The following is a 24,394-nucleotide window of genomic DNA, read 5'->3' as shown; positions in this document are numbered from 1 at the left end:
GTATTAAGTGTATTACATGTAGTAGTACACTTAATACTCACCAGGAAGGAGACATTGCTCTTGCATATTCAACTTGATCCAAGAAGCAACACTCCGATATGGGAACAAATTGTTCAAAATATAAAAGAACTCGTATTGAAAAACATGTTAGCTCCAAGTGATAAGCTTCCTTCTGTACGCGAACTCGCTTCTTTGCTCGTCATAAATCCAAATACAGTTAGCAAAGCATATCAAGAATTAGAACGCCAAGGAATTATTGAAACATTACGAGGAAAAGGAACATTTGTATCCCAATCGATTACCCCAACATTAGACGAAAGGAAAATCGCTATGGTTGAAAAGCAATTTCATCAATTATTACTAGAAGCCTCTTATCTTGGGATTACGAAAGATAAAATTCACGATTGGATAGATTCATACTATAAAGAGATTGGAGGAAATACAGATGCTGAATGTGACAAACTTGAAGAAAACAATTGATAACCAAACGATTTTAGACGATGTTTCTTTCACATTACAAAAAGGTAGTATCGTCGGATTGCTCGGAAGAAATGGCGCAGGGAAAACAACTTTATTACGAACGATGGTCGGCATTTTAGACCCGGATGAAGGAACTGTTACATATGAGGATACAGATGTTCATAAGCATCCTGAAATTAAACAAAAAGTTGTATACGTTCCGGATTCTACTAACATACTGAACGGATATACAGTAAAGGAAATTGTGAAGTTTTATAAAGCAGTTTATACAGCATTTGATGAATCATATTTCTATGAACTGTTAGAACGTTTCAACTTACCAAACAAACGTATTCGTAGTTACTCAAAAGGAATGAAAGCACTGCTTGCGATCATTTTAGCTTTCGCTGCAAAAGCAGAATATATCATTTTAGATGAACCGACAAACGGACTTGATCCTATCGTTAAAAGACAGATTCTACAATTTCTCGTTGAAGAAGTAGCAGAAAAAGAAATTACAATTTTCATCTCCACTCACCATTTAGATGAAGTTGAAAAAATTGCCGATACAATCATTATTTTAAAAGGACATACAGTAGATTCTATTACATCACTAGATGATGCAAAATCACAATTTGCTAAAGTACAAGTTGCTTACGAACGATCACTACCTCAAAAACTAGAAAACTTAAGCAATATTAAAATATTAAACCAAACGGGAAAAGTATATACGATTTTAATCGAAGGAAATGTGGCTACAACACTGGAGAAGTTTTATAAAGAGCAACCAATACTCATTGAAGAATTAACAATGTCACTTGAAGATGTCTTCGTTACGACACTTGAGGAGGATGGGTATGTTTCATAAGGCATTGTGGATGTGGAATTGGAAGCGCGGGAAGTATGCTGCGTTACTATTTTTCTTGAGTACACTTTATTATTTATCTTTCAGATACTATAGAGAAGCTCAACTACAACTTGCTAAGTATTATGACTTGAAAGAAAAAGGAACATTCGATTATAGTTACACATTTTGGTCAAATGATAATAGCCTTTGGTTAACTATTCTTATTATTTCTTTAGCGTGTCTATTAATAGGATGGGAGCGTAGCAATCAATCTATTACTTTACTTATGGGAATGCCTTTTAAACGAAAAGATGTTTTCTTATCTAAATGGGCTTTCGGTTCATTCTGTATTGTATGCTCATTTCTTATAAATTGGGTTCTTATGTATTTTATTTATAGAACTACAATTCATTTTGATTATCAATCATTTGGACCATTTCATCGATACTTTCTGTATGCAATCGTTTCATATGTCGCGGTATATACAGCTGCTTTATGTATCGGTACTTTTACTGGAGGTATCGTTTCACAAGTCGTTTTTTGTATTCCTTGGTTACTAATGGGGCTTACCTTTATTTCATTACTACACAATTTTACAATTAATTCTTTAGATATTACATATAAGAAAGACCGACACTTATATGTAAGTCTTTCGGAAATTAATGCAAAAGCAAATATCGTTGCACCGATAAATTACTTTTCTATTAATTACTACTATAATCCGGAAAAAGATAAGGACGCACCCGATTCATCGCTTTTAAAAGGTCCAGAGTTCCATAGTTATTATTCAGCTAAATCGATGCTAGTTCCTATTTTTTATACAATCTTCTATTTACTAATTGGCTCATATTTATACAAGCGGTCACCAATTGAAAATAGTCAAAGAATATTTATTTCCAAAAAACATTTACGAATATGGATATGGGGAACGACGATCTATTTCGCATTACTAGGTAGCTATAAATTACCTTTATTTAATTTCTTATTTAATCAGTATACCGGTATGTGTTTCGCCGGAATCGTCACTTATTTCGTACTAAAGCGCCTTACAAATTATAAAGTCTTTTAAAGGAGAGATCCTATGTTCCAAAAAGCATTATGGCTACGGACGTACCAACAAAGTAAATATATGGTCTGGTTATTTTGGTTCGTTAGCTTCTACAATTTGTCATACAAATACTATATGGCAGCTATTGGACAACAACACTTTCTAACGATGCCAAAAGAAGAAAACTATATATATTACTACCAGTTTGGTTTATCACTAATGGATCCTGTTATATTCCAAGGTGTTGCACTTATCATTTTAGCTTGTACGTTAATCGGATGGGAAAGACAAAATAACTCCATTGATTTTCTTTGGTCTCTGCCTTTTAAACGCTCACACTTTTTTATGACGAAATGGTTGTTTGGTATTTGTAACATTGTAGCAGTTGTCAGTATAAACTGGGGTCTATTTGCTATTATGAAAAAGATAACTTTTCATAATAAATATCAAGTGTTTTCCCCATTTCATTCTTATTTTATATACATGTTAATTGTATTAATCGCTATTTATACACTTGCATTATGTATTGGAACAATTACAGGGAATATTATCTCGCAGGGCCTTCTCACTGCAGCTATATTCATGTTTCCATTGTTACTTCCATCTCTAGTCTCAGGAGTCATCGCTGTTCACTCAAATATAGACTTTTATGAGAACAGTAATAATATGAACCATTTCTTAGAAAACATACGTATTTCTGGTCCAGCAGAAGATTTTCGTATTAGATTTGATTATGATCCACATAGTGCCTATACCGATCCTGATGGAGTACGTCATAATGAGCCAAACTTTACATATGTTCCTACAGCAAAATTATTGATTGCACCTATTACACATATCATTATTTTATTACCACTCGGTCTGTATTTATATGCTCGTTCAGTCAATGAGCGAAATGGAAGCTTCTTACTATATCCGAAGTTACAAAAAATAGTTATGTACTTTGCTATTTTCTTTATAGGAATAGTTGGTGGTTTAGTCTTAGGGAGAGACAAATCATTACTTAATTTTTATATTGGATTTTTTGGCGCAAGCATAATTAGCTATTTTCTTCTATCAAAACTATTAAAATGGAAGTTCTCTTGGAACACTAAATAAATTCAACATTATCGTAATTTTGCTACTGGAGGGATTACATGTTTCATACAGCTTTATGGCTCCATCATTACAAGCAAAGTAAGTACATTCTTTTACTCTTTGCTTGTAGTAGTTTTTGGTTTTTACCTATTAGCTACTTTAATGATTTACAGGTTCAACCAAACGAAGATGGCTATTTCAACTATAGTTTAAATGGGGATACTCTTATCATCCCCTTCATTCCAATTTTCATATTACTTGCCTGTTCATTAATCAGTTGGAAAAGACAAAATCAAACAGACTATCTGTTATTCGCAATGCCATTCACGAGAAAAGAGCTTTTTCTTTCTAAGTGGCTGTTCGGGACAATCGCAATTATATTCATAATGAGTCTTAATGCCATCTTAATGTATTTCATCCTAAAGATTAATCTTTTTAACCAATACCAATCTTTTGGGCCAATGGGTACATTATTATGTTATGTTACCATTACATGGATTGCGATTTTTACAATAGCTATTTTTATCGGAACAATTGCTGGTAATGTCATTTCGCATAGTGTATTAAGCTTAATTTTCATTATATTACCATCTGGAATAAGCGTGTTACTGTTTCATTTTGCTTGGATTCACACAAGTGTATCTACAACTGAATTTTTCCTTAAGAAAGAGAATTATGCATCATATATAGAAAACATTGAAGTTTTTGCACCTACTAATAATACTTATATATCTTATACATTTAATCCAAAAGTAAAGGAAGTAGACATTAATAATTTAAAAGAATCCGTTAAGGAGCACCATAAATTCGCACCTATTTGGAAGATTTTAACTCCATCTCTTTATATTCTCATTCTTTTACCATTAGGAGTATTTTTATATGATCGGACTCCAAATGAAAATAACGGTAAAATATTATTATTCACTAAACTTCATGGTTTATTTATACCATGTGCTACAATATGTTTTGCCTTATTAGGAGGCCGGATAACAGGTGAAAAAAATGACCCGCTATTAAGTTATTACGCTGGGTTCATAATAATAGGACTATTTAGCTATATAATACTTCACTATTTGATAAATAAAAAATTTTTACTTCATACGAAATAACCTCCTTCAAAAGGAGGTTATTTCACATTCTCTCTCCTATCCCCATATACCATCTCTTCTTTCATCCCAAATCCATCACCGTTTTGCACAATTTGTTCTGTCGGTGCGACTACACTTTCAGTAATTTTCCATTCCCCGCGCTCTTTCAGAAACACTTGCAAAAAATAGTTCATACCATTTAGTTGATATGCATTTTCTTTTTTTACATTATAGTGCACCGCAATGTAATACACTTGAATATTTTCTTTCCCTGCTTTTGATACGTATTGCGATAATCTTGGAATGTACATTGATGCTTTCTTAAATGGTAATTGCTTCGCTTTAACGAGCGATGAACTTGTTACATTACGCAGAGTGTCCTGATTACGAATATTATCGCTATGATGAAATAATACTGCGTTTTGCATAGAACGAACCCATAATTTCGAATACAGGACAGTATTATCGTTTTCAATGTACTTCACTTCTTTTTGCACCACTTGGATAGGGGTATCGGCGTACATGAATGTATGAAAGCAGAAGAAACTTCCAAGTAAAATGGTAAGTGCAGCAATATATTTCATAATCTTTCCTCCGATCTGTTTAATTAAAGTATCGGAGTTTCAAAATATTTTTATTCAAAAGAAAAAGGATAGGAAAGCTCTCGCTTCCTATCCTCATTTATTATAATACGCGGCCAAATAGTTCTAAAACCATTTCTATCTCTTGGTCGCTCCAACCTTTAAATTTCTCTTTATAATATTCTTTACGCACAGCTTCAAGCTTTTCAGTTACTTCTCGTCCGTTTTCAGTAATTTCTAAGTATACGATACGACGGTCCGAATTTGAACGTTTTCTTTCAACAAACCCTTTTCGCACGAGACGATCTGTTACAGCTGTAATATGACTGGAGGTTACGTTTACTTCACTCGCAATTTGCGAAGCCATCTGTGGACTTTTTAAAAATAACGCACGTAATACAGAGAATTCATTATATGGCATATGCTCTGAAAAACGTGTATTAATATCATTTTGTAATAAACGTATCATCTTTCGAAATGATGCAGATAAATCTAAAATCAGTGTTTCTCTATTTTCGTTCACTAGCCTCGTCCCTTTTTTATCATATTTACACATATTATAATCTATAAATACCTATGTTGTATATGCTTTCTTCTCACAACATTCTCATTTATGTAACTTTTTTCATACGATTTTCTTTTTTGTTCACACATATACATGTAAAAAAGGATGGTGAGCATAAATGCAAGGTGGAATGAATCCGTATTTACATAATATCCGTACGACAAATACTGGTAAAGAAGCTACTATTACTGTACAAGGAGAAGGTATTATAAAGGCAAAACCAAATGTTGTCATATTAACACTGGGCATTCGAACAGATAGTAAAAATGTAAAACAAGCGCAAGAAGAAAATGCAGTGCAATCGAAACAATTGCTTGATGCACTCAAACAGCTAGGTATTGCCGATAAAGATATAGAAACCATTTCTTATACAATTACTCCTCAATACGAATATGTAAATGATAAAGCATTACTACAAGGCTACCGTGTGGAGCATTTGTATGAAATTACCGTTTTAAATGTGCAAAAAGCAGGGGAAGTATATGATATAGCCGTTACGAATGGTGCAAACGTAGCAAAAGGATTACGTTTTCGAATATCTCATCCAAATAAATATTATGAGCAAGCTCTCATTCAAGCTCTGCAACAAGCAGTAGACAAAGCTCGTACAATTGCGAGTACCTACAATTTAAATATTAATCCTGTTCCCCTCTCACTCGTTGAAGAATCTGTCCAATTACCTCGGGAGATCGCATCATATGCTACTTTGCATGCGCAAGCAGCTCCACCCATTCAATCAGGAGAACTAGAAATCATTTCATCTATCCGGGCAATTTTTACGTATTTATAAATAAACTCATTCATAAGTAACCGTTATCATTTTCGTTGTTGTAAAAACATGATGTTCTGATATAATAAAGGACGGTGAGCTCTTACATAAGAGATATCACGGGTGGGAGAGGGATATGAAAAAGAAGGTTTAACATGAAAGGAATACTTGAAAGAACATTTAAATTAGACTTACACCAAACATCACCAAAACAAGAAGTTTTAGCTGGAGTCACGTCATTTTTCACAATTGTTTATATTATGATTGTAAATGCGTCAATCTTATCAGATGCCGGCATTCCTCTTGAGGCAGGAATTTTGGCAACTGTTTTTAGTTCATTTGTCGGATGTCTACTTATGGCATTTTGGGCAAATGCACCTGCTATTCTTGTCCCTGGTATGGGTGTAAATGCATTCTTTACGTACACTGCTGTGCATACGCTTGGTTTAACTTGGCAAGAAGCATTGGCAGCTGTTTTTATTGCCGGTATTATTTTTTCAATTGCTGCTTTTACACCGATTGCTCGCGTGCTTTCGGTATCGATTCCAAAGTCATTAAAGGAAGCGATCACTGTCGGTATCGGGTTGTTTTTAGCTTTCATCGGCTTGCAAAAAGGTGGTTTAGTCGTTTCGCATCCTAATACTGCTGTTGCAATGGGGAAATTAAGTAGTCCTGTCGTTCTTGCCACACTACTTACTCTTATTGTCGCACTTGTGCTATTTGTGCGTAACGTACGTGGAAGCTTTTTATGGACGATTGCAATTGGCACTGGTATTGCATGGCTGTTTGGTCTTGTTGATACGAGTCAACTGGGAAATAGTTCGTTTTCATTCGCTAATTATGGCGATGTGTTTGGAGCTATGTCATTTGGGAAACTTTCTTCCTTGCCATTTTGGATTGCAACATTCTCCTTAAGCATGGTGCTTATTTTTGAGAACATGGGACTACTGCACGGTTTATTAGAAGATGACCGTAAATTCCCACGTGCTTACCAAGCAAATGCAATTTCAGCAATGACATGTGGTCTATTTGGCACAAGCCCTACCGTTTCAACAGTAGAGAGTGCCGCAGGTATTACTGCAGGCGGAAAAACAGGTCTGACGTCTATCATTACAGGGTTGTTATTCTTCGCATCACTGTTTGCGCTTCCGTTTGTCAAAATAATTCCTGATAGTGCCATTGCACCAATCTTAATTATTATTGGCGGGCTGATGATTACAAGCATTCAACAAATTCCTCTGAACGACTTTTCAGAAGGATTTCCAGCGTTTTTAATTATCGTTATGATCCCGCTCACATATAGTATCGCTGATGGCATTGCGTTCGGATTTATTGCTTATCCTATCTTGAAAGTTGCTCTTGGAAAGCGTAAAGAAGTCGCACCGTCCATGTATATCATTACATGCTTATTCTTAGCCATGTTCGTATTACACGCTATTGGCTAAGAAAAAAACACCGAGGATTTCCCTCGGTGTTTTTTTACTTAAACCAACCTTTTTTATAAAACCAAGCCATCATTCCGCCGCCAATTAACGCCATTAAAATTAAGCAAATAAAATAACTATACTTCCCGCCAAGCTCTGGCATATGTGCGAAGTTCATGCCGTATACCCCTGCAATAAATGTTAACGGCATGAAAATAGTTGAGAAAACCGTTAATGTTTTCATAATGTTGTTCATATGGTGGGAATTCAACGAAAAGTAACTATCTCGAATATCTGCTGTTAATTCACGGCTTGCTTCAATCATCTCTGTCAGTTTAAGCAAATGATCATGTATATCTTTAAAATAAATTTCATGATCGCTTATACCGTAAAAACGTGTTGAATTTAATATACGATACAATAAATCACGCATCGGAATAATCGTACGCCTTAGCTTAGATAAATCCGCACGAATATCAAATACTTCTTCTAGCACGCTTCCTGCTGTCTCACCCGTTAAATTATCATCAATTGCATTTAAATGGTCTTCGATGTAATAAACAGGTGCGAAATAATCATCTACAATTTGGTCAACAATTGTATGTGCTACATGTAAAGGACTCTTCTTAATACGTTTCTTTTCACCGAGCGTTTTCCATACTCTTTCAATCGCATTATTATGAGAGAAATGGAAAGAGACTATATATCGATCACTAACAAATAAATCGATTTCATGCGGTTCTAATCCATCTTCTCCGAATGCATGAAGAACTAAAAAGTTATACCCATCATAAAAATCTACTTTTGGCCTCTGTACATATTCTACACAATCTTCAATTGCAAGGGGATGGAACTTGAAGTGATCTTGTAAAATATATGTATACTCTTCTTTCGTCGGCTTATATAAATCAAGCCAATACCATACAATGTTTTCTTGTCTCGTTTCTTCTAACGAGACATCATATAAAACTTCATTTTTTTTCGTTATTGCACAAATTCTAATCATAATTTCACCCATTACTATTATAAACAAAAAATAGTAAAAAAAGCCAAGGAGAAATCTCCTCAGCTTTTTTTATCCCGCTATTTGCGGGCAGTAAGACCCCTACCTCAAAATTCAGCGAAAGCAAAGAAGTTATGTGTGGGATCAACTGCCCGTAAAAGCCCGATTGGTGAAAGCTAATAATCAGTGGGTGATGAAGCCCCCACTGATTAAAGTTTCACTTTATTACTTCGTTACAATTCCGTGTACTAAAGTCGGTGCATCTACGTGGTCTTTAGCGATTTTCATGTTCTCATAAATTTTCGCTTTTACGTCTTCAACATTTTCGCGGTTTGCGTAAATTGTAACAAGAGAGTCACCTTTTTTCACGCTATCGCCTACTTTTTTGCGAAGCATTAGACCAACTGCTAAATCAATTTCAGACTCTTTCGTTGCACGCCCTGCTCCTAAAAGCATTGCTGCTGTTCCGATTTCATCTGCAACGATTTCCGATACGTAACCGTCTTCTTTCGCTTCCACTTCAATTTTAAATTGTGCTTGTGGCAATTTAGAAGGATCATCAACAACAGATGCATCGCCGCCTTGCGCTGATAAGAACGTTTTAAATGATTCTAGCGCTTTACCGTTGTTCATTACTTCAATTAACTTTTCACGAGCATCTTCTAAAGATGAAGCTTGTCCAGCAAGGTATACCATTTGACTTCCAAGCGTTAAACATAACTCTTCTAAATCTTTTGGTCCTTTACCTTGTAATGTATCAATTGCTTCTTGTACTTCTAATGCGTTACCGATTGCCTCACCAAGCGGCTGGCTCATATCAGAAATAACTGCCATCGTATTACGACCAACGTTATTACCGATGCGTACCATTGCTTCTGCTAAACGTTTTGCATCTTCGTCTGTTTTCATAAATGCTCCTGCTCCAGTTTTTACATCAAGAACAATTGCATCTGCACCAGCAGCAATTTTTTTACTCATAATCGAGCTAGCAATAAGAGGAATTGAATTTACTGTTGCCGTTACATCACGAAGTGCATATAACTTTTTATCAGCAGGTGTTAAGTTTCCACTTTGACCGATAACAGCAATTTTATTTTCATTTACAAGACGCATGAATTCATTATTTTCAATTTCAACATGGAATCCTGGTACTGCTTCTAATTTATCGATTGTACCACCCGTATGTCCTAGACCACGTCCAGACATTTTCGCAACTGGTACATCTAAAGCAGCTACTAATGGACCTAATACAAGTGTCGTTGTATCACCAACACCACCTGTTGAATGCTTATCTACTTTTACCCCTTCAATTGCTGATAAATCAATTGTATCGCCGCTGTTTACCATTGCCATCGTTAAATCAGCACGTTCTTGTTCATTCATATCTTGGAAGAAAATTGCCATTGCAAGTGAACTCATTTGATAATCTGGAATATTACCATTCGTGTATCCTTCAACGATAAAGCTAATTTCTTCTGTCGTTAATGCATGTCCATCACGTTTTTTTGCAATTAGGTCCACCATTCTCATTGTGAGGTCACCCCTTCATTTGTTTTACAATTGCTTTTACTAATGCTAAGAAGTTAGCTTTAACACGTTCTGTCGTTTCAATCACTTCATCGTGGTGAAGTGGTTGATCTAAAATACCAGCTGCCATATTTGAAATACAAGAAATACCAAGTACTTTCATACCCGCATGACGCGCTACAATCACTTCAGGTACAGTTGACATACCAACTGCATCTCCGCCAAGTGTACGAAGCATACGAATTTCAGCAGGTGTTTCATATACAGGACCTGTCATTCCAACATATACACCTTCTTGTACTTTAATATTTAAATCTGCTGCAACTTGTTTCGCCATTTCGCGAAGTTCTGGCGTATATGATGTAGACATATCAGGGAAACGTACACCCATGTCAGAATCATTTGGTCCGATTAATGGGTTCGTACCCATGAAGTTAATGTGGTCTGAAATTAACATAAGATCGCCTGGTTCAAATGATGTATTTACACCACCAGCTGCGTTCGTTACAACAACTGTTTCTACACCTAGTTCTTTCATAACACGAACTGGGAATGTTACTTTTTGCATATCGTATCCTTCGTAGAAATGGAAACGTCCTTGCATAGCTACTACTGTTACACCTTGAAGTGTACCGAATACAAGTTGACCTGCATGTCCTTCTACAGTTGAAACTGGGAATTCAGGGATTTCACTGTATGGTACTGTTACTGCATTCTCGATTTCATCTGCTAATACACCTAGTCCAGATCCAAGGATTAGTCCTACTTGTGGTGTCTCTTGAAATTTCTCTTTTAAGTATGAAGCTGATTTTGTAATTAGTTCACGATTCATCTGTTTATCCCCCTATTTCTTTAGCTCGTTTAAGAAGCTTGTTCCATGTTCTGGCATTTTAACATTAAAGTTTTCTGCTACAGTTGCACCAATATCAGCAAATGTTTGACGAAGTGATAACTCTTGTCCGCCTTCTTTCATGCTTGGACTATATGCTAATAGCGGTACATATTCACGTGTATGATCAGTACCGTAGTGAACTGGATCATTACCGTGGTCTGCTGTAATTAATAATAGATCATCTTCTTTTAGTTTTTCGAATACTTCTGGAAGACGTGCGTCATATTCTTGCAATGCTTCTCCGTACCCTTGTGGGTCACGGCGATGACCAAATAATGCATCAAAATCAACTAAGTTTAAGAAGCTAATACCTGTAAAGTCCATATTTAATGTATCTACAAGCTTGTCCATTCCATCCATATTTGATTTCGTACGAAGTGATTCAGTTACCCCTTCGCCATCATAAATATCAGCAATTTTACCAATAGCAATTACATCATAATCGCTATCTTTTAGTTCATTCATTACTGTGCGACCAAATGGTTTTAGTGCATAGTCATGACGATTTGGTGTACGTGTGAAGTTTCCTGGCTCTCCAACGAACGGACGAGCGATAACACGTCCTACCATGTACTTCTCATCTAATGTTAATTCACGTGCGATTTTACAAATTTTATATAGCTCTTCAAGTGGTACTACTTCTTCATGAGCTGCGATCTGTAATACACTATCAGCAGAAGTGTAAACAATTAAAGAACCTGTTTCCATTTGTTCTTGACCAAGCTCAACAAGTACCTCAGTTCCAGAGGCTGGTTTATTACCGATAATTTTACGACCTGTCTTTTCTTCTAATTCATCAAGTAATTCTTTCGGGAATCCTTCAGGGAACACTTGGAATGGTGTATCAATGTAAAGGCCCATGATTTCCCAGTGACCTGTCATTGTATCTTTACCTGTAGATTTCTCTTGCATTTTTGTATAATATCCAAGCGGTTTCTCTACTTTAGAGATTCCTTTCATTTCACGAATATTGCCAAGGCCTAATTTCACCATGTTTGGCATGTGTAATCCATTCATATGTTCAGCGATATGACCAATTGTATCAGAACCTAAATCACCAAACTGCTCAGCATCTGGTGCTTCACCGATTCCCACAGAGTCCATTACGACTAGGAAAATACGTTTATATTTATTCATAACTGCAACCTCCTATATGTTCAGTTCTACTTCTTGTAGTATGTTCAAAACGCTATAAAGTGAAACTGTTATCAATGGGAATTACCTTTCGTCCTCATTATTAAACAGTACTGCTTTAAATCATTCTCTAACTTTTTCGTTTTACTTTCAAACGAATCAAAAAAATTTCTAGTTTTTTCTAAGTCAGATGTCAGACATCTGATATTGATATCATAACATGTTTACGCTTTCTTTTTAATACCTTTTCGTAGAATTCCTCATTTTCTTTACCCTTCTATTGTAATCCATTCTGCAAAGAAGTGCTAATCATTTCATAACATATTTCCTAATATAAAAATAAAAAGCAGCTCTAAAGAGCTGCTTTTTATTTTACTTCTACTGTTTCTTCTTTATGTTCATGCAGTTCGCCTTTTCTTACATGCACTTTCACTTTGTAAGCACCGTTCTCTTTGAAAGTATGTTTACTTTCATACTCTCCTTTATTCCCTTCTTTCGCCGGAATAAATTCGTGTTTTTCAACACCATCTTTCCAAATCTCAAGTTGCACTTCAGCACCAGTTAACGCTTCTTCTTTTTGCTTTAAATGGACTTTCATTGTTGATTCAGCATTTGCTTTTATGTCACCGGCCATAAGATGAATCATTGTGTCACTTTTATGATCACCGTGTCCTGCACTATGATCACCACTTTCTTTTTTCGCATCTTCTACTTTCGCATTCCCTACAGCAAATTTGTGTTCTTTCATAACGTGCATATCACGTGCATTTGTATGAGGAATAATATGATATACTCCATCAGTTTCAAATGTTTTCTCTACTGCATAAACACCTTTGCCTTTATGCTTACCATCTAACATCTCGTGTTTCTCATCGCCATCTTTCCAAATCTCAAACTTTACGTCATCAGCATCCGTTACTTTTTCTTTTCCTTGTGTAACAAGTGCTTGTACTTCTGTTTTTTCACCAGGTTTAATTTCTTTCGGATTCGTTTGAACTGCTACTTTTATAGCTTCAAGTTTCTTTTCTTTTTTCGGTTCTTCTTTGTTTGTATTACAGCCAGCCAGTGCTAGCATCGCGATAAATAATGTAATAATAAGTTTTTTCATCTTCATTTCCTCCTTCATACTTTCCTTAGTATAGAGGAAATACATTGTAATATTCTAGTCTTCTGCTGAAAACAATGTACGAAATGTTTGTGAAGTTTCTGTGAAATGGTTCACTCTTCTTAATCTATGAAAAAAGAGCATAGTGACTATGCTCTCGGGTGAAACTGTTTATATACATCTTTTAATCTAGTTTTTGAAACGTGCGTATAAATTTGTGTCGTCGAAATATCTGCATGTCCAAGCATCTCTTGTACAGCACGCAAATCTGCCCCGTTCTCTAATAAATGCGTAGCAAAAGAGTGACGCAACGTATGCGGTGTTAGCTCTTTTTCAATATTTGCTTCTTTCGCTAATCGTTTTAAAATTTTCCAAAATCCTTGTCTCGATAATCGATTACCATGATGGTTTAAAAAGAGTGCATCTACTGCTTTTTTACCCATCAATTCTCTTCTTCCTTTTTCAATATACTTTTGAATCGCTTCTGTCGCTAAGCTTCCTAATGGAATAATTCTTTCTTTATTCCCTTTCCCAATGCAGCGAACAAACCCCATCGTTAAGTGTACATCTTCTAAATTTAATGAAATTAATTCTGAAACACGAAGTCCTGTTGCATACAACAACTCTAACATTGCCTTATCACGAATCCCAAAAGCACTTACCGTTTTCGGTGTTTGAAGCAATGCTTCCACTTCGTCGATTGATAATACTTTTGGTAATTTCCGTTCCCCTTGCGGCGTTTCAATATGTACCGATGGGTCATGCTCCACTGCTCGTTCCCGAAGTAAAAATTGATGAAACGAACGAATCGATGCAATATGACGCGCCAATGTTTTTGAAGATTTTCCGTTTTCTTTTAAATACTGCAAAAAGTTAACAATATGCAAGCGTGTCACTTCATGAAACGTCTTCGTTTGTTCTACATTTTGCAAATACTTCACATAGCTTTTCAAATCGCGTTCATAAGATACAACTGTATTTTTCGCTAAACCTTTTTCAACAATCATATAATGAATAAAATCTTTTAATTGATCTTCCAATCTACACTACTCCCCATTTTCATAGAAAAACATCATTCTATTTACGAAAGCATCCTTTTCCGGCTCCTCATTCCCTGATACTTTTTCTACAGTCTCTTCTTTTGGCTTTTCATAACGATGGTAACTTTCATATTCTTCATTTATCCATAGTATAGCGAAATAAAACAAAATCGTACAACTTGTAAATAATAAAAATACTTTCATCCCATCAAAAGTTAATTTTAAAGCTCGGCGCATTGTAAATTCCTCCAAAATATAAGTTATTACAACATATGCCAAGCTTTCACCAATTTATACCTTATTCAAATAAAAAACCTCTTCCTAGTTAAATAGGAAAAGGTTATTTTTCATCCGTTTCATTTTCTTGACAATTTTTACAAATCCCATGGAATGTTAAACGATGATCTTTCACCTTAAAGCTCCAGTCTCGTTCCACTTTATTCTCCACTTCACCAAGTAAATCTTCTTGTATTTCTTGTACAGCACCGCATTGTGTACAGATTAAATGATGATGGAAACGCTGTGCACCTTCTTGGCGTAAGTCATAACGCGAAACACCGTCTCCAAAGTTAATCTTATCGACAACTTTCAACTCAGACAATAACTCTAAAGTTCGATAAACGGTTGCTAATCCGATCTCTGGCGACTTTTCTTTTACAAGGAGGTATACATCTTCTGCGCTTAAATGATCTTCTTCATTTTCTAGCAGCACACGAACTGTTGCTTCACGTTGTGGTGTCAATTTATAGCTCGCTGCATGTAATTGCTTCTTAATTCGTTCAATTCTTTCTTCCATTCGGTACTACTCCCTCCTCGCCACTCTTACACCATTATATCAGAAGAAGGGCTCCTGTCAAAAGAAAAACAATAAAAACAAATTGATAATTATTCTCATAAAGTATTTATTGTTTGTTAATAGCCTCCACAACTTCTTTCATTAAAACTGGTGATGCATACGCTTCGACACTGGAAGCAATAGCTAATACCGCTCCAATCACGAGAAAAAAGCATGTATAGCGAATTAATAACGGCAATAGTGGCTCAGTTATTTTCCGGATAAATTGGTGCCTAATCATTCTCAAGGAAAAGCTTGCAGCAATTGTTGTCATTACGAGAAATACAGGAATTATAATTAAATTTTGTGGCAATACAGATACAAATGCTAATAATAGCCCATTCCATCCGTGCTGACTTACTAAAAAACCTACTGTAAATCCAACAACTACCCCTTTTAAAAATAGTAAGATAAAAATGAGTGGTAACCCAATAATTGAAATCCCCAAAATCCAAATAAAGCCGATATATTTTAATTGCGAAAAGTAACTTTCTCGAAACATTTCGCCCGCGACAGCAAATTCTCCTTTAGAAACTTGTCCAAAAAAACGCTGTAAATAAAATGATAAATCTTGCTTTTGGTTTATTTGTAAACTATTCACAAGAATCGCTCCAAATATTACTCCCATCAGTAATAAAACCGCATTAAATATATATAGTGAAGAATTTTCCTGTATGTGAGACATTACACGGTCTTGCCACGTTTTTCGCCACATTTTCCTTCCCTCCGTTCACACTCTTACTAAAAATGTATGAAAGAAAGAAAAAAAGTATGACGAATTAACATTGAAATTCCGCTCTACTTTGCTAAACTAAAAAGTAGAGAATAGGAGGGATTTCTCTTGAAACCATTATTATTAGATTTTCCAACATTATTTCAAACTGAGCGCTTGCAAGTACGTAAGCCGTTTCCAGGTGATGGCACAGAAGTATATGAAGCAATCCAAGCTTCTCTAGAAGACTTATTACCATGGATGCCAATTACAGCTGAAACAGAAGAACGTGCTGAAGAAATTGTTCGTGAAGCTCACGGACAGTTTTTACTTCGTGAAACACTTGATTTCCACTTATACGATAAAGTATCTGGTACATTCATCGGAGCTATTACTCTCAAGCCTGAAAACTGGGATATTCCAAAGTTTTCACTTCACTTCTGGCTACATAGCGCTTATACAAAGCAAGGCTATATGACAGAAGCCATTAAAGGTGCGATTCAATTTGCATTTGATAAACTAGGTGCTAGAAGAATTGAAATTCGTACTGATGCAACAAATATAAACGCATGTAACTTAGCAGAGCGTCTAGAATTTATTTTAGAAGGTACAATGGAAAATGATTTCCTAGCACCCGATGGCAGCTTACGCGATGCACGTGTATATGCAAAAATCAACTAAAAACACTCGCCTTAGGCGAGTGTTTATTTTTGTAATTGTAAATATTGTACTGCAAACATCGTCTTAGCATCATGTATGCGAAGGTCTTTCATAAGATCAATCGCTTCTTCTAATGACACTTCCATTAATTCCACAAATTCATCTTCATCTAAAGCTGCTTTATTTTCTTTTTGTTTTAATCCTGTCGCTTTATACACATATAAAATCTCATCTGCAAAACCAGGTGATGTATAGAAAGATGTAATAAGCTCCATATTTTCACATACATATCCTGTTTCTTCTTCTAATTCACGAACTGCTGTTACCTCTGGCTTTTCCCCAGGTTCTAACTTCCCAGCAGGAATTTCCACAATTGCCTTTTCGAGAGCTTTACGATACTGCTCAACGAGTACAATTTTCCCCTCATCAGTAATAGCAATAATAGCAACTGCCCCAGGGTGATTTACGATTTCACGTTTACTCATTTCTCCATTTGGTAATACTACATCATCAACACGAACTTTTATAACTCTACCATCAAAAATCGGTTCAGTTTTTACTGTTCTTTCTGCAAGATTACTCATACTACTTCATCTCCCTGTTCTATTTCCTAATCGTTCTTCATACATTTTACCACATTGAAAGGAGCGTGATAGAAATGAAAGTTTACATTTTACCAAATCGCGTCACTTTAGTCGGCAAAGCATGGCAAATTCGTCATAAGCTAAAACAATATGGAAAAGAGTATACAACTGTACAAGAGTGGATTACAGCAAATACAAAGTAAACGTTTGTCAACCTCCTTCCCCTTTCGTACAATAAAGATAAGGAGGTTGACCTATGAAAAAACGTCAATTAGGAAACTCAGATTTATATGTTACGGAAATTGGATTCGGCTGTATGTCTCTCGGTACATCTGAGGCTGAAGCTATGCGTATTATCGATGAGGCAATCGATTTAGGAATTAACTTTTTTGATACAGCGGACTTATACGACTATGGATTAAATGAAGAATTTGTTGGAAAAGCTCTGAAAGGAAAACGCGACCAAATTGTTCTTACAACAAAGGTTGGAAATCGATGGACAGAAGAAAAAAACGGCTGGTCTTGGGATCCTTCTAAAACTTATATAAAAGCCGAAGTAAAAGAGAGTTTACGTAGACTTCAAACAGATTATATTGATTTATATCAACTGCATGGCGGGACGACTGAAGATCCTATAGATGAAACAATTGAAGCCTTTGAAGAATTGAAGAAAGAAGGTATTATTCGTCATTATGGTATCTCTTCTATACGTCCAAATGTCATTCGTGAGTATGCAAAACGTTCAAATATCGTTAGTGTATTAATGGAGTACAGCCTTTTAAATCGTCGTCCTGAAGAATGGTTCCCACTGCTTAATGAATATCAAATTAGTGTCATCGCACGCGGACCACTTGCGAAAGGCATTTTAACTAACAACAATGCAAGCAAGATAGAAAGAGTAAAGGAAAAAGATTACCTCTCCTATTCTTATGATGAATTAAATACAACACTCGCGAGTGTAAAAGAAATTATAGGAGAAAGATCTTTAACTGGATCAGCCATTCAATACTGCTTACATAATGAAGCTGTTGCATCTGTTATACCTGGTGCAAGCTCTATTCAACAGTTGCAAGCAAATGTACATGCTGGGGAACAAATGTCTTTAACAAAAGAAGAGTATACACAACTTCAGCAAATTGTTAAATTTGATACATATGCTTTACATCGTTAAAAAGGCGCTACCATACTGGTAGCGTCTTTTTATAACGTATCATATTTATCAGGATTCGTTCCTACATGTAAATTACGATTTAACGTATTAATTTGATCCATCTCTTCTTCAGTTAATGAGAAATCAAAAATAGTAAAGTTCTCTTTAATACGAGATGGCGTAACAGATTTAGGAATAGTCACAATTCCACTTTGAATATCCCACCTTAATATAACTTGTGCAGGTGACTTTTCATATTTTTTAGAAATAGCCTGAATAATTGGATGCTGGAATACTTCTCCGCCTCTCATTAAAGGACTCCATGCTTCCATTTGAATTTGCTCACCTTGACAGAAATCACGCAATTCAAATTGCGCTAGCATTGGATGAAGTTCAACTTGGTTTACCATCGGCTTCACTTTGCAATTTGGTAATAACAGTTCTAAATGATGTTTATGAAAATTAGAAACACCAATGGCACGCACTTTACCTTCTTCATATAGCTTTTCTAGAGCACGGTACGTATCAACATACTTCCCTCTTATCGGCCAATGGATTAAATATAAATCTACATAGTCCATTTGTAATTTCTTTAAACTTTTTTCAAACGCCTCGAGCGTCTCCTCGTACCCTTGATCGTCATTCCAAACTTTTGTTGTAATAAACAAGTCTTCTCGCGAGATTCCAGATTCACGAACCGCTTCTCCGACACCGCTTTCATTTTCATATACAGTTGCTGTATCAATCGAACGGTATCCAAATTCTAATGCTGTTTTTACTGCTTGTTTAACTTCGTTGCCTTCTTTCGCTTTATAAACGCCTAGACCAATCATCGGCATTTTCACACCATTATGAAGTGTAGTTGTTGGAATATGCACACTCGTTCTCCCTTTCAATGTTACATTTTTTATAAACCACCACTTTATTTCAACAAGATTCATCCAAAAAGTCAAAACATACGTACAGTTTACATAATACTTTTATACACATTTAAAAAAACAACGTGAACTCAGCCATTCACGTTATTTTCTATCCATTCTTTCGCCTTTTCATCTACATTACGTACAAACTCATTTTTTCCTTCCGTATACATCGTGCCATCATATGTATATTTTTCCGCTAGTTCTTTCTTTAAAGTTGCATACGCCTCTGCTTCTTCACAATGAGCCATCATGTAATCACGAAACGATAAATGCCTTGTAATCTCAGGATTCCCTTTTTCAAATACGTGCAAATGATACGAGCGTTTCTCCTCAGTTCCATGAATAAAAAAACGACGACCTGAAATACCATTTTCCCCTTTCACGATGTAACCAAGCTCTTTAAATCGTTCATTCCAATGATCTACTCTGTCGATACTTTCTACTTCCATAATCATATCAATAATAGGTTTAGCTGCTAGTCCTGGCACTGACGTACTTCCAATATGATGGATTTTTACCGTTTCTGGCATCGCCGATTTTAATCTTTCGGCCTCCATTTGAAATTTCTCACTCCAATGATTTTCGTACGAAACGACTACAATTTTCCTCATTCTAACTCCCCTTTTCTTACAAACTCGTCAAAAAAATGATCAGTGGCATTTCACTGATCATTTTTTATTATTTAAAGTCTTTCCAAGTAAGGCTACTTTCACTTAACAGTTCTTCAAATGATTTATTCTTTTCACGTTCTTTTTGTTCTTTACGCTTTCTTTCTTGTTCTGCTGCCTCTTTTTTCTCTTCTCTCACTTGCAACTCTTTTTTCTTATTCTTTAATTGTTGCATTAACGAATCGTTCAATTGATCACCTAGTGTAAGTGATTCTTTCTCTGGTTGATTCATTTGAGAGTGTCTTTGTGTTTGTCTTTGCTTCTTTTTCTTCATACTACTCACCTTTTACTTTTTTCTCCATTATAGAGGATACATGATGAAATCAACAATAAAAAAGGTTCCATACTCTATTATTCATCTTTTGTAAATATGTTAATTTTTCGAAAAAACTAAATTTTTATATAGATATAATCCTATGAATCTATTAAAATTATGTCGTATGATGTCAGATTATAAAAAAAGGAGAAATGAATTATGTGGAAAAAAATCATTCCCGCTGTCGCTGTTTTAAGCACCATTACTTTTTCGAGCGTATTCGCCGCTCCCCCATCCCAGACTCCAGCTGAACAAAACCGTTACATAGACGTACAAATGCTCGGCATTAATGATTTCCATGGTCAACTAGATACTGTTAAAAAAATTAATAACAAAGAAGCTGGTGGCGCTGATTACTTAGCCACTTATTTAAAAGAACGTAAAAAACAAAACCCTAATACACTTCTCGTACATGCTGGCGATATTGTCGGAGCTAGTCCACCAGTTTCAGCATTGTTACAAGACGAACCAACGATTGAATTTTTAAATGACTTAAAGTTTGATGTTGGTACAATCGGAAACCATGAATTTGATGAAGGCATAGACGAAATGCAACGACTCATTTACGGTGGTTACCATGAAAAAACAGGGAAATTCAAGGGAGCAAACTTCCCTTATGTCGCTGCAAACTTCTATAACAAATCAACTGGTCGCTTATTTTTACCACCATTTACTGTAAAAATGGTAGATGGTGTTCCTGTAGGGTTCATTGGTGTCGTTACAACTGATACACCAAATGTCGTTATGCCTACTATGCTTAAAAATGTACAAATCACTGACGAAGTTGAAGCAATTAATAAATCAACGCAACAATTAAAACGTCTCGGCGTTAAATCCATCGTCGTTCTCGCCCATGTTGGCGGAACTACCGATGAGTCTGGCGTAACAAATGGAGACCTTACTCGAATTGCAAATGAAACGGATCCAGAAGTTGATGTTATTTTCGGTGGACATAGTCATACGTATGTAAATGGTACTGTTAATAATAAGCTTATCGTACAAGCGAACTCTTACGGGATGGCTTTCTCTGATGTAGATGTAACGATTGATAGAAAAACAAAAGATATTGTGAAGAAAAAAGCTGAAGTTGTTACAACATACCATGAAGGTGTCGAACCTGATAAACAAGTAAAACAAAAGTTAGATCAATATAAAGAAAAAATCGCACCTCTTGTAAATGAAGTAGTCGGAAAATCTACAGCACCTATTGACCGTAAACAAAACGATGCTGGTGAATCTACACTTGGAAATTTAGTTGCCGATGCACAGCGCCAAACGATGCAAACTCAAATCGCACTTATGAATCCTGGCGGCATTCGTAATGACTTAGACGCTGGCGATATTACATGGGGCGAATTGTACGGCATTCAACCTTTTGGAAATCAGTTGATTAAAGTAGATTTAACAGGTCAAGATATTCGTGATATTTTAAATCAACAATGGCAAAAAGGAACAACGAGAATGCTGCAAATTTCAGGTATTCAATATACTTGGGATGCAAGCAAACCAAACGGTGAAAAGGTTACGAATATACGCTTAACAAATGGAGAAGAATTATCTCCATCTAAAACGTATAGCGTAGTTGCAAATGCTTTCTTAGCTTCTGGTGGTGATGGATTCGTATCCTTTAAAAATGGAAAAAATGCTGAAACTGGTCCAAACGATTTTGAAGCATTAGTCGATTATGTAAAACAAGTGAAAGAACCAATTCAGCCAATTATTGATGGACGTATTCAAAAAATCAACTAAATACTATTCAAACTAGTACGTGACACTCGAAAGAAGAAGCTCCTTTTATATGCAAGGAGCTTCTTCTTTTAGAGTCATACGTATTGTCATTCTTCTAGTGCAGTAAAGGATAAGCACATAGCCCTTGTTTCCTCGTAGTATATAGAAAACTATAATAGGAGGGTTTGTATGTATTTCTATCCAAACAATGACGATACATTATATCGACAAAACGACAAACTCATTCGTAGTATTGAGAAAGCCATTAACGAAGAATATAGCGCCATTCATTGTTATGCTGATTAGCTAATTTAGCTCCAGACATAAATGAACGAAATCAAATCCTTGAAATTCGGCAAGATGAGCAACGAACAGTTGATTTTCACTTAGAAATTGCAGACGAAGCGACAAATCAACAAGTGAAAGAAACATTTCGGCGCATAGCTGATGATGAACAAAATCATCCCGTTTGGTTCCTATATTACTTTTCGAAACAAAACAAAGAATGAAATGAAAGAAAGGATACACGCTCTTATATGGAACATAGTATCCTTTCTTTTATTTCTCTGGATACGTTTCATGATTAACATCATACCGTTGCAAAAATTCATGTAGTGCTTCTTCTACAATTTTAGACTTTTGAATCCCTTTCGCTTCCGATATAACATCTAGTCTTGCTAATACTTCTATATTAATTGAAAAGGTTCGTTTCTTTTTCTCTGTGCTCTTACTTATAATTTGAACACTTATTTCTTCTCTTTTTCTTAGTAATTCATAAATGCTTTGTAATTGTTCATAAATTAGTAATTGATAGTCTGTTTTTGCATATTGAAGGGCAGTAGCTTCTTGGATTTGCAAATGACGTGGCTCTTCACCATCACCTATAAAGATACGTTTTTTCTGCTCTCCATCATATTCATATCCAATCACCCTTAACTTCTTTGATAATGTATACGGGCTCATTTCAAGCCGTTTCGCTATAATAGCGATCGATTCGCGTCTATTTAAAGAATCAATAATTTCTCCAATCGTCACATTCTCCCTCCTCTCTTAATCGCCTAAACTTGAAATCAAACCAGTATGTTATGATACAATGATTTTCTAGTAGTATATGCAAAAGAAAGAGCCTGTGCGATTCATACCATTTAAGAAAAGGAGGTTTACATATGCTTTTTCGTAGCCATACCCCTCGGTTTTATAACGAAAAGAAGCAATTAATCCCTAACAGTATCGCTACGATAGAAAGCGTTATGATTAATGACCGGAAACAATCTCTCCTTATACGCGGCCAAAACATGGAACAGCCTATTTTATTATGCTGTCACGGCGGTCCTGGTATGGCACAAATCGGCTTTATTCGCCATTTTCAAAAAGAGTTAGAAAAGCACTTTATCGTTATTAATTGGGATCAACGCGGGGCAGGTAAATCCTTTTTATGGCGAGATATCCAAACAAATTTTACGATTGATCAATTTATTTCAGATGCAAAAGAAGTCATCCACTATCTTCTTAGACGCTTTAAAAAACAGAAATTGTTTCTCGCTGGGCATTCCTGGGGGAGTATTATCGGACTGCAAATCGCTAGTCAATATCCCAAATATATAGAAGCATACATCGGCATCGGTCAAATCGTACATATGAAGCAAAACGAAGAATTACTATACCGACATTTAATTAGCTCTGCAAAAAAACATGACCATAAAAAGGCATTAGCTTCTCTTTTAAAATTAGGGAAACCACCCTTTTTAGATACGAGACGTCTCATTATTCAAAGAAAGTGGCTTGGTACATTTGGCGGAGCAATACAAAACGGATCTTCCTTTTCTTTCATACGAAAAGGTTTCTTTTCTCCTGAATATACGCTATTAGACTGGTTCAAATTTCTCGCAGGAAATTTGAAATCTGGAGTTTTATGGGAAGAGATGCTAACAATCGATTTCTTTTCGTCTATTTCAAGTTTATCTGTTCCTGTTTATTTTTGTTCTGGTCGCTATGATTATCAAACTCCTTATGCACTCGTTCAACAATATTGCGATATCATTCAAGCTCCTATTAAAAAGATGGTTTGGTTTCCAAACTCGGCACATTCTCCAGATTTAGAAGAGCCTGAACTATTCGCCAAATCTTTACAATCAATTAAACAAGAATTATCTTTTCAACATACATAACGAAAGGCTCTTTTACATTTCATAGAAAACATTTTATAATGATATGTCGCAAGTATATGTCACTGCAAACATTTGCTTGCCTTAACAGAAT

28 protein-coding genes and 1 pseudogene are annotated in these 24,394 nt (G+C 35.6%); 13 read left to right on the top strand and 16 right to left on the bottom strand.

Annotated features, from left to right (window positions below; genetic code table 11):
- The first annotated feature begins 60 nt into the window (after window positions 1–60).
- From ACFVQC_RS04195 to ACFVQC_RS04175, 5 genes are read left to right on the top strand one after another with little or no spacing between them, the layout of a single operon-like run.
- Entirely contained in the window at window positions 61–480 is a 420-nt protein-coding gene (locus ACFVQC_RS04195) for a GntR family transcriptional regulator (protein WP_377890296.1), read from the top strand.
- Complete coding sequence (locus ACFVQC_RS04190; protein ID WP_377897480.1) at window positions 446–1,327, top strand: ABC transporter ATP-binding protein; 882 nt, start codon at window positions 446–448, stop codon at window positions 1,325–1,327. Before ACFVQC_RS04195 ends, ACFVQC_RS04190 begins: the two co-directional genes overlap by 35 nt.
- Complete coding sequence (locus ACFVQC_RS04185; protein WP_377897478.1) at window positions 1,317–2,375, top strand: ABC transporter permease; 1,059 nt, start codon at window positions 1,317–1,319, stop codon at window positions 2,373–2,375. The genes ACFVQC_RS04190 and ACFVQC_RS04185 overlap by 11 nt, the downstream gene beginning before the upstream one ends.
- A gap of 12 nt (window positions 2,376–2,387) precedes the next feature.
- A complete protein-coding gene (locus ACFVQC_RS04180; protein ID WP_377897477.1) occupies window positions 2,388–3,452 on the top strand; it encodes an ABC transporter permease subunit in 1,065 nt (354 codons plus the stop codon).
- A gap of 38 nt (window positions 3,453–3,490) precedes the next feature.
- On the top strand, window positions 3,491–4,540 hold the full coding sequence (locus ACFVQC_RS04175; RefSeq protein ID WP_377897476.1) for an ABC-2 transporter permease: 1,050 nt from the start codon (window positions 3,491–3,493) through the stop codon (window positions 4,538–4,540).
- 17 nt (window positions 4,541–4,557) lie between these two features.
- Here the strand turns inward: ACFVQC_RS04175 and ACFVQC_RS04170 are convergent, their stop codons facing one another.
- Entirely contained in the window at window positions 4,558–5,103 is a 546-nt protein-coding gene (locus ACFVQC_RS04170; protein WP_377897474.1) for a hypothetical protein, read from the bottom strand.
- Between the two features lie 100 nt (window positions 5,104–5,203).
- Window positions 5,204–5,623, bottom strand: coding sequence for a MarR family winged helix-turn-helix transcriptional regulator (locus ACFVQC_RS04165; protein WP_002088468.1), 420 nt, complete (start codon window positions 5,621–5,623; stop codon window positions 5,204–5,206).
- 160 nt (window positions 5,624–5,783) lie between these two features.
- On the opposite strand from ACFVQC_RS04165, the gene ACFVQC_RS04160 reads away from it, so the two are divergent.
- On the top strand, window positions 5,784–6,455 hold the full coding sequence (locus ACFVQC_RS04160) for an SIMPL domain-containing protein (RefSeq protein WP_002111627.1): 672 nt from the start codon (window positions 5,784–5,786) through the stop codon (window positions 6,453–6,455).
- 134 nt (window positions 6,456–6,589) lie between these two features.
- Window positions 6,590–7,879 carry an NCS2 family permease gene (locus ACFVQC_RS04155; RefSeq protein WP_377897473.1) on the top strand — a complete coding sequence of 430 codons (1,290 nt, stop codon included), beginning with the start codon at window positions 6,590–6,592 and terminating at the stop codon, window positions 7,877–7,879.
- Between the two features lie 34 nt (window positions 7,880–7,913).
- On the opposite strand, the gene corA is transcribed toward ACFVQC_RS04155, so the two are convergent.
- The 9 genes from corA to spoIIM all read right to left on the bottom strand — a co-directional run bounded on the left by corA (window position 7,914) and on the right by spoIIM (window position 16,109).
- Complete coding sequence (gene corA, locus ACFVQC_RS04150; RefSeq protein ID WP_377897470.1) at window positions 7,914–8,876, bottom strand: magnesium/cobalt transporter CorA; 963 nt, start codon at window positions 8,874–8,876, stop codon at window positions 7,914–7,916.
- Window positions 8,877–9,086: 210 nt separating this feature from the next.
- Window positions 9,087–10,391 carry a pyrimidine-nucleoside phosphorylase gene (locus tag ACFVQC_RS04145; protein ID WP_377897469.1) on the bottom strand — a complete coding sequence of 435 codons (1,305 nt, stop codon included), beginning with the start codon at window positions 10,389–10,391 and terminating at the stop codon, window positions 9,087–9,089.
- 7 nt (window positions 10,392–10,398) lie between these two features.
- A complete protein-coding gene (locus ACFVQC_RS04140) occupies window positions 10,399–11,220 on the bottom strand; it encodes a purine-nucleoside phosphorylase (RefSeq protein ID WP_002145898.1) in 822 nt (273 codons plus the stop codon).
- 12 nt (window positions 11,221–11,232) lie between these two features.
- Window positions 11,233–12,417: a phosphopentomutase gene (gene deoB, locus ACFVQC_RS04135; protein ID WP_002111633.1), complete on the bottom strand. Its 1,185-nt coding sequence runs from the start codon at window positions 12,415–12,417 to the stop codon at window positions 11,233–11,235.
- Window positions 12,418–12,781: 364 nt separating this feature from the next.
- Window positions 12,782–13,522: a FixH family protein gene (locus ACFVQC_RS04130; protein ID WP_377897467.1), complete on the bottom strand. Its 741-nt coding sequence runs from the start codon at window positions 13,520–13,522 to the stop codon at window positions 12,782–12,784.
- A 146-nt stretch (window positions 13,523–13,668) separates the two neighbouring features.
- Window positions 13,669–14,559: a site-specific tyrosine recombinase XerD gene (gene xerD / locus ACFVQC_RS04125; protein WP_215554085.1), complete on the bottom strand. Its 891-nt coding sequence runs from the start codon at window positions 14,557–14,559 to the stop codon at window positions 13,669–13,671.
- A 6-nt stretch (window positions 14,560–14,565) separates the two neighbouring features.
- A complete protein-coding gene (locus ACFVQC_RS04120) occupies window positions 14,566–14,796 on the bottom strand; it encodes a YqzK family protein (protein WP_002088473.1) in 231 nt (76 codons plus the stop codon).
- A 103-nt stretch (window positions 14,797–14,899) separates the two neighbouring features.
- The gene (gene fur, locus ACFVQC_RS04115; protein ID WP_000392654.1) at window positions 14,900–15,355 is read right to left on the bottom strand and encodes a ferric iron uptake transcriptional regulator; all 456 of its coding nucleotides are present in this window, start codon (window positions 15,353–15,355) and stop codon (window positions 14,900–14,902) included.
- A gap of 106 nt (window positions 15,356–15,461) precedes the next feature.
- Window positions 15,462–16,109, bottom strand: coding sequence for a stage II sporulation protein M (gene spoIIM / locus ACFVQC_RS04110; RefSeq protein WP_002111637.1), 648 nt, complete (start codon window positions 16,107–16,109; stop codon window positions 15,462–15,464).
- A gap of 126 nt (window positions 16,110–16,235) precedes the next feature.
- On the opposite strand from spoIIM, the gene ACFVQC_RS04105 reads away from it, so the two are divergent.
- Window positions 16,236–16,787, top strand: coding sequence for a GNAT family N-acetyltransferase (locus tag ACFVQC_RS04105; protein WP_289404604.1), 552 nt, complete (start codon window positions 16,236–16,238; stop codon window positions 16,785–16,787).
- A gap of 23 nt (window positions 16,788–16,810) precedes the next feature.
- Here the strand turns inward: ACFVQC_RS04105 and ACFVQC_RS04100 are convergent, their stop codons facing one another.
- Window positions 16,811–17,350, bottom strand: a complete 540-nt coding sequence (locus ACFVQC_RS04100; protein WP_002014941.1) for an NUDIX domain-containing protein — start codon at window positions 17,348–17,350, stop codon at window positions 16,811–16,813.
- Window positions 17,351–17,424: 74 nt separating this feature from the next.
- Here ACFVQC_RS04100 and mciZ point away from each other — a divergent pair, with 74 nt between their 5' ends.
- Together mciZ and ACFVQC_RS04090 are read left to right on the top strand one after the other, a co-directional pair.
- Window positions 17,425–17,553: a Z-ring formation inhibitor MciZ gene (gene mciZ / locus ACFVQC_RS04095; RefSeq protein WP_002145893.1), complete on the top strand. Its 129-nt coding sequence runs from the start codon at window positions 17,425–17,427 to the stop codon at window positions 17,551–17,553.
- Between the two features lie 53 nt (window positions 17,554–17,606).
- Entirely contained in the window at window positions 17,607–18,521 is a 915-nt protein-coding gene (locus tag ACFVQC_RS04090) for an aldo/keto reductase (RefSeq protein ID WP_377897466.1), read from the top strand.
- Between the two features lie 29 nt (window positions 18,522–18,550).
- On the opposite strand, the gene ACFVQC_RS04085 is transcribed toward ACFVQC_RS04090, so the two are convergent.
- The 3 genes from ACFVQC_RS04085 to ACFVQC_RS04075 form a co-directional block, all read right to left on the bottom strand.
- The gene (locus tag ACFVQC_RS04085; protein WP_002160598.1) at window positions 18,551–19,378 is read right to left on the bottom strand and encodes an aldo/keto reductase; all 828 of its coding nucleotides are present in this window, start codon (window positions 19,376–19,378) and stop codon (window positions 18,551–18,553) included.
- Between the two features lie 131 nt (window positions 19,379–19,509).
- Window positions 19,510–20,034: a GrpB family protein gene (locus tag ACFVQC_RS04080; protein ID WP_002199428.1), complete on the bottom strand. Its 525-nt coding sequence runs from the start codon at window positions 20,032–20,034 to the stop codon at window positions 19,510–19,512.
- 67 nt (window positions 20,035–20,101) lie between these two features.
- Complete coding sequence (locus tag ACFVQC_RS04075) at window positions 20,102–20,365, bottom strand: YqkE family protein (RefSeq protein ID WP_002014945.1); 264 nt, start codon at window positions 20,363–20,365, stop codon at window positions 20,102–20,104.
- 201 nt (window positions 20,366–20,566) lie between these two features.
- Between ACFVQC_RS04075 and ACFVQC_RS04070 the strand changes: the two genes are divergently transcribed.
- Both ACFVQC_RS04070 and ACFVQC_RS04065 read left to right on the top strand, forming a co-directional pair.
- Complete coding sequence (locus tag ACFVQC_RS04070) at window positions 20,567–22,156, top strand: bifunctional metallophosphatase/5'-nucleotidase (protein ID WP_033707173.1); 1,590 nt, start codon at window positions 20,567–20,569, stop codon at window positions 22,154–22,156.
- Window positions 22,157–22,324: 168 nt separating this feature from the next.
- Window positions 22,325–22,644, top strand: a pseudogene (locus tag ACFVQC_RS04065) (ferritin-like domain-containing protein).
- 49 nt (window positions 22,645–22,693) lie between these two features.
- Here ACFVQC_RS04065 and ACFVQC_RS04060 read toward each other — a convergent pair.
- Entirely contained in the window at window positions 22,694–23,170 is a 477-nt protein-coding gene (locus tag ACFVQC_RS04060) for a ribbon-helix-helix domain-containing protein (RefSeq protein WP_377897463.1), read from the bottom strand.
- A 131-nt stretch (window positions 23,171–23,301) separates the two neighbouring features.
- Between ACFVQC_RS04060 and ACFVQC_RS04055 the strand changes: the two genes are divergently transcribed.
- Entirely contained in the window at window positions 23,302–24,303 is a 1,002-nt protein-coding gene (locus ACFVQC_RS04055; RefSeq protein WP_002145887.1) for an alpha/beta fold hydrolase, read from the top strand.
- Window positions 24,304–24,394 lie beyond the last annotated feature (91 nt).

Origin of the sequence: Bacillus sp. NPDC057893 (genome assembly GCF_042796455.1) — a bacterium.
In the GTDB taxonomy this organism is placed as follows: Bacteria; Bacillota; Bacilli; order Bacillales; family Bacillaceae_G; genus Bacillus_A.
Note: the sequence above shows the minus strand (reverse complement) of the source record. Positions and strands in the feature narration are given on the sequence as shown.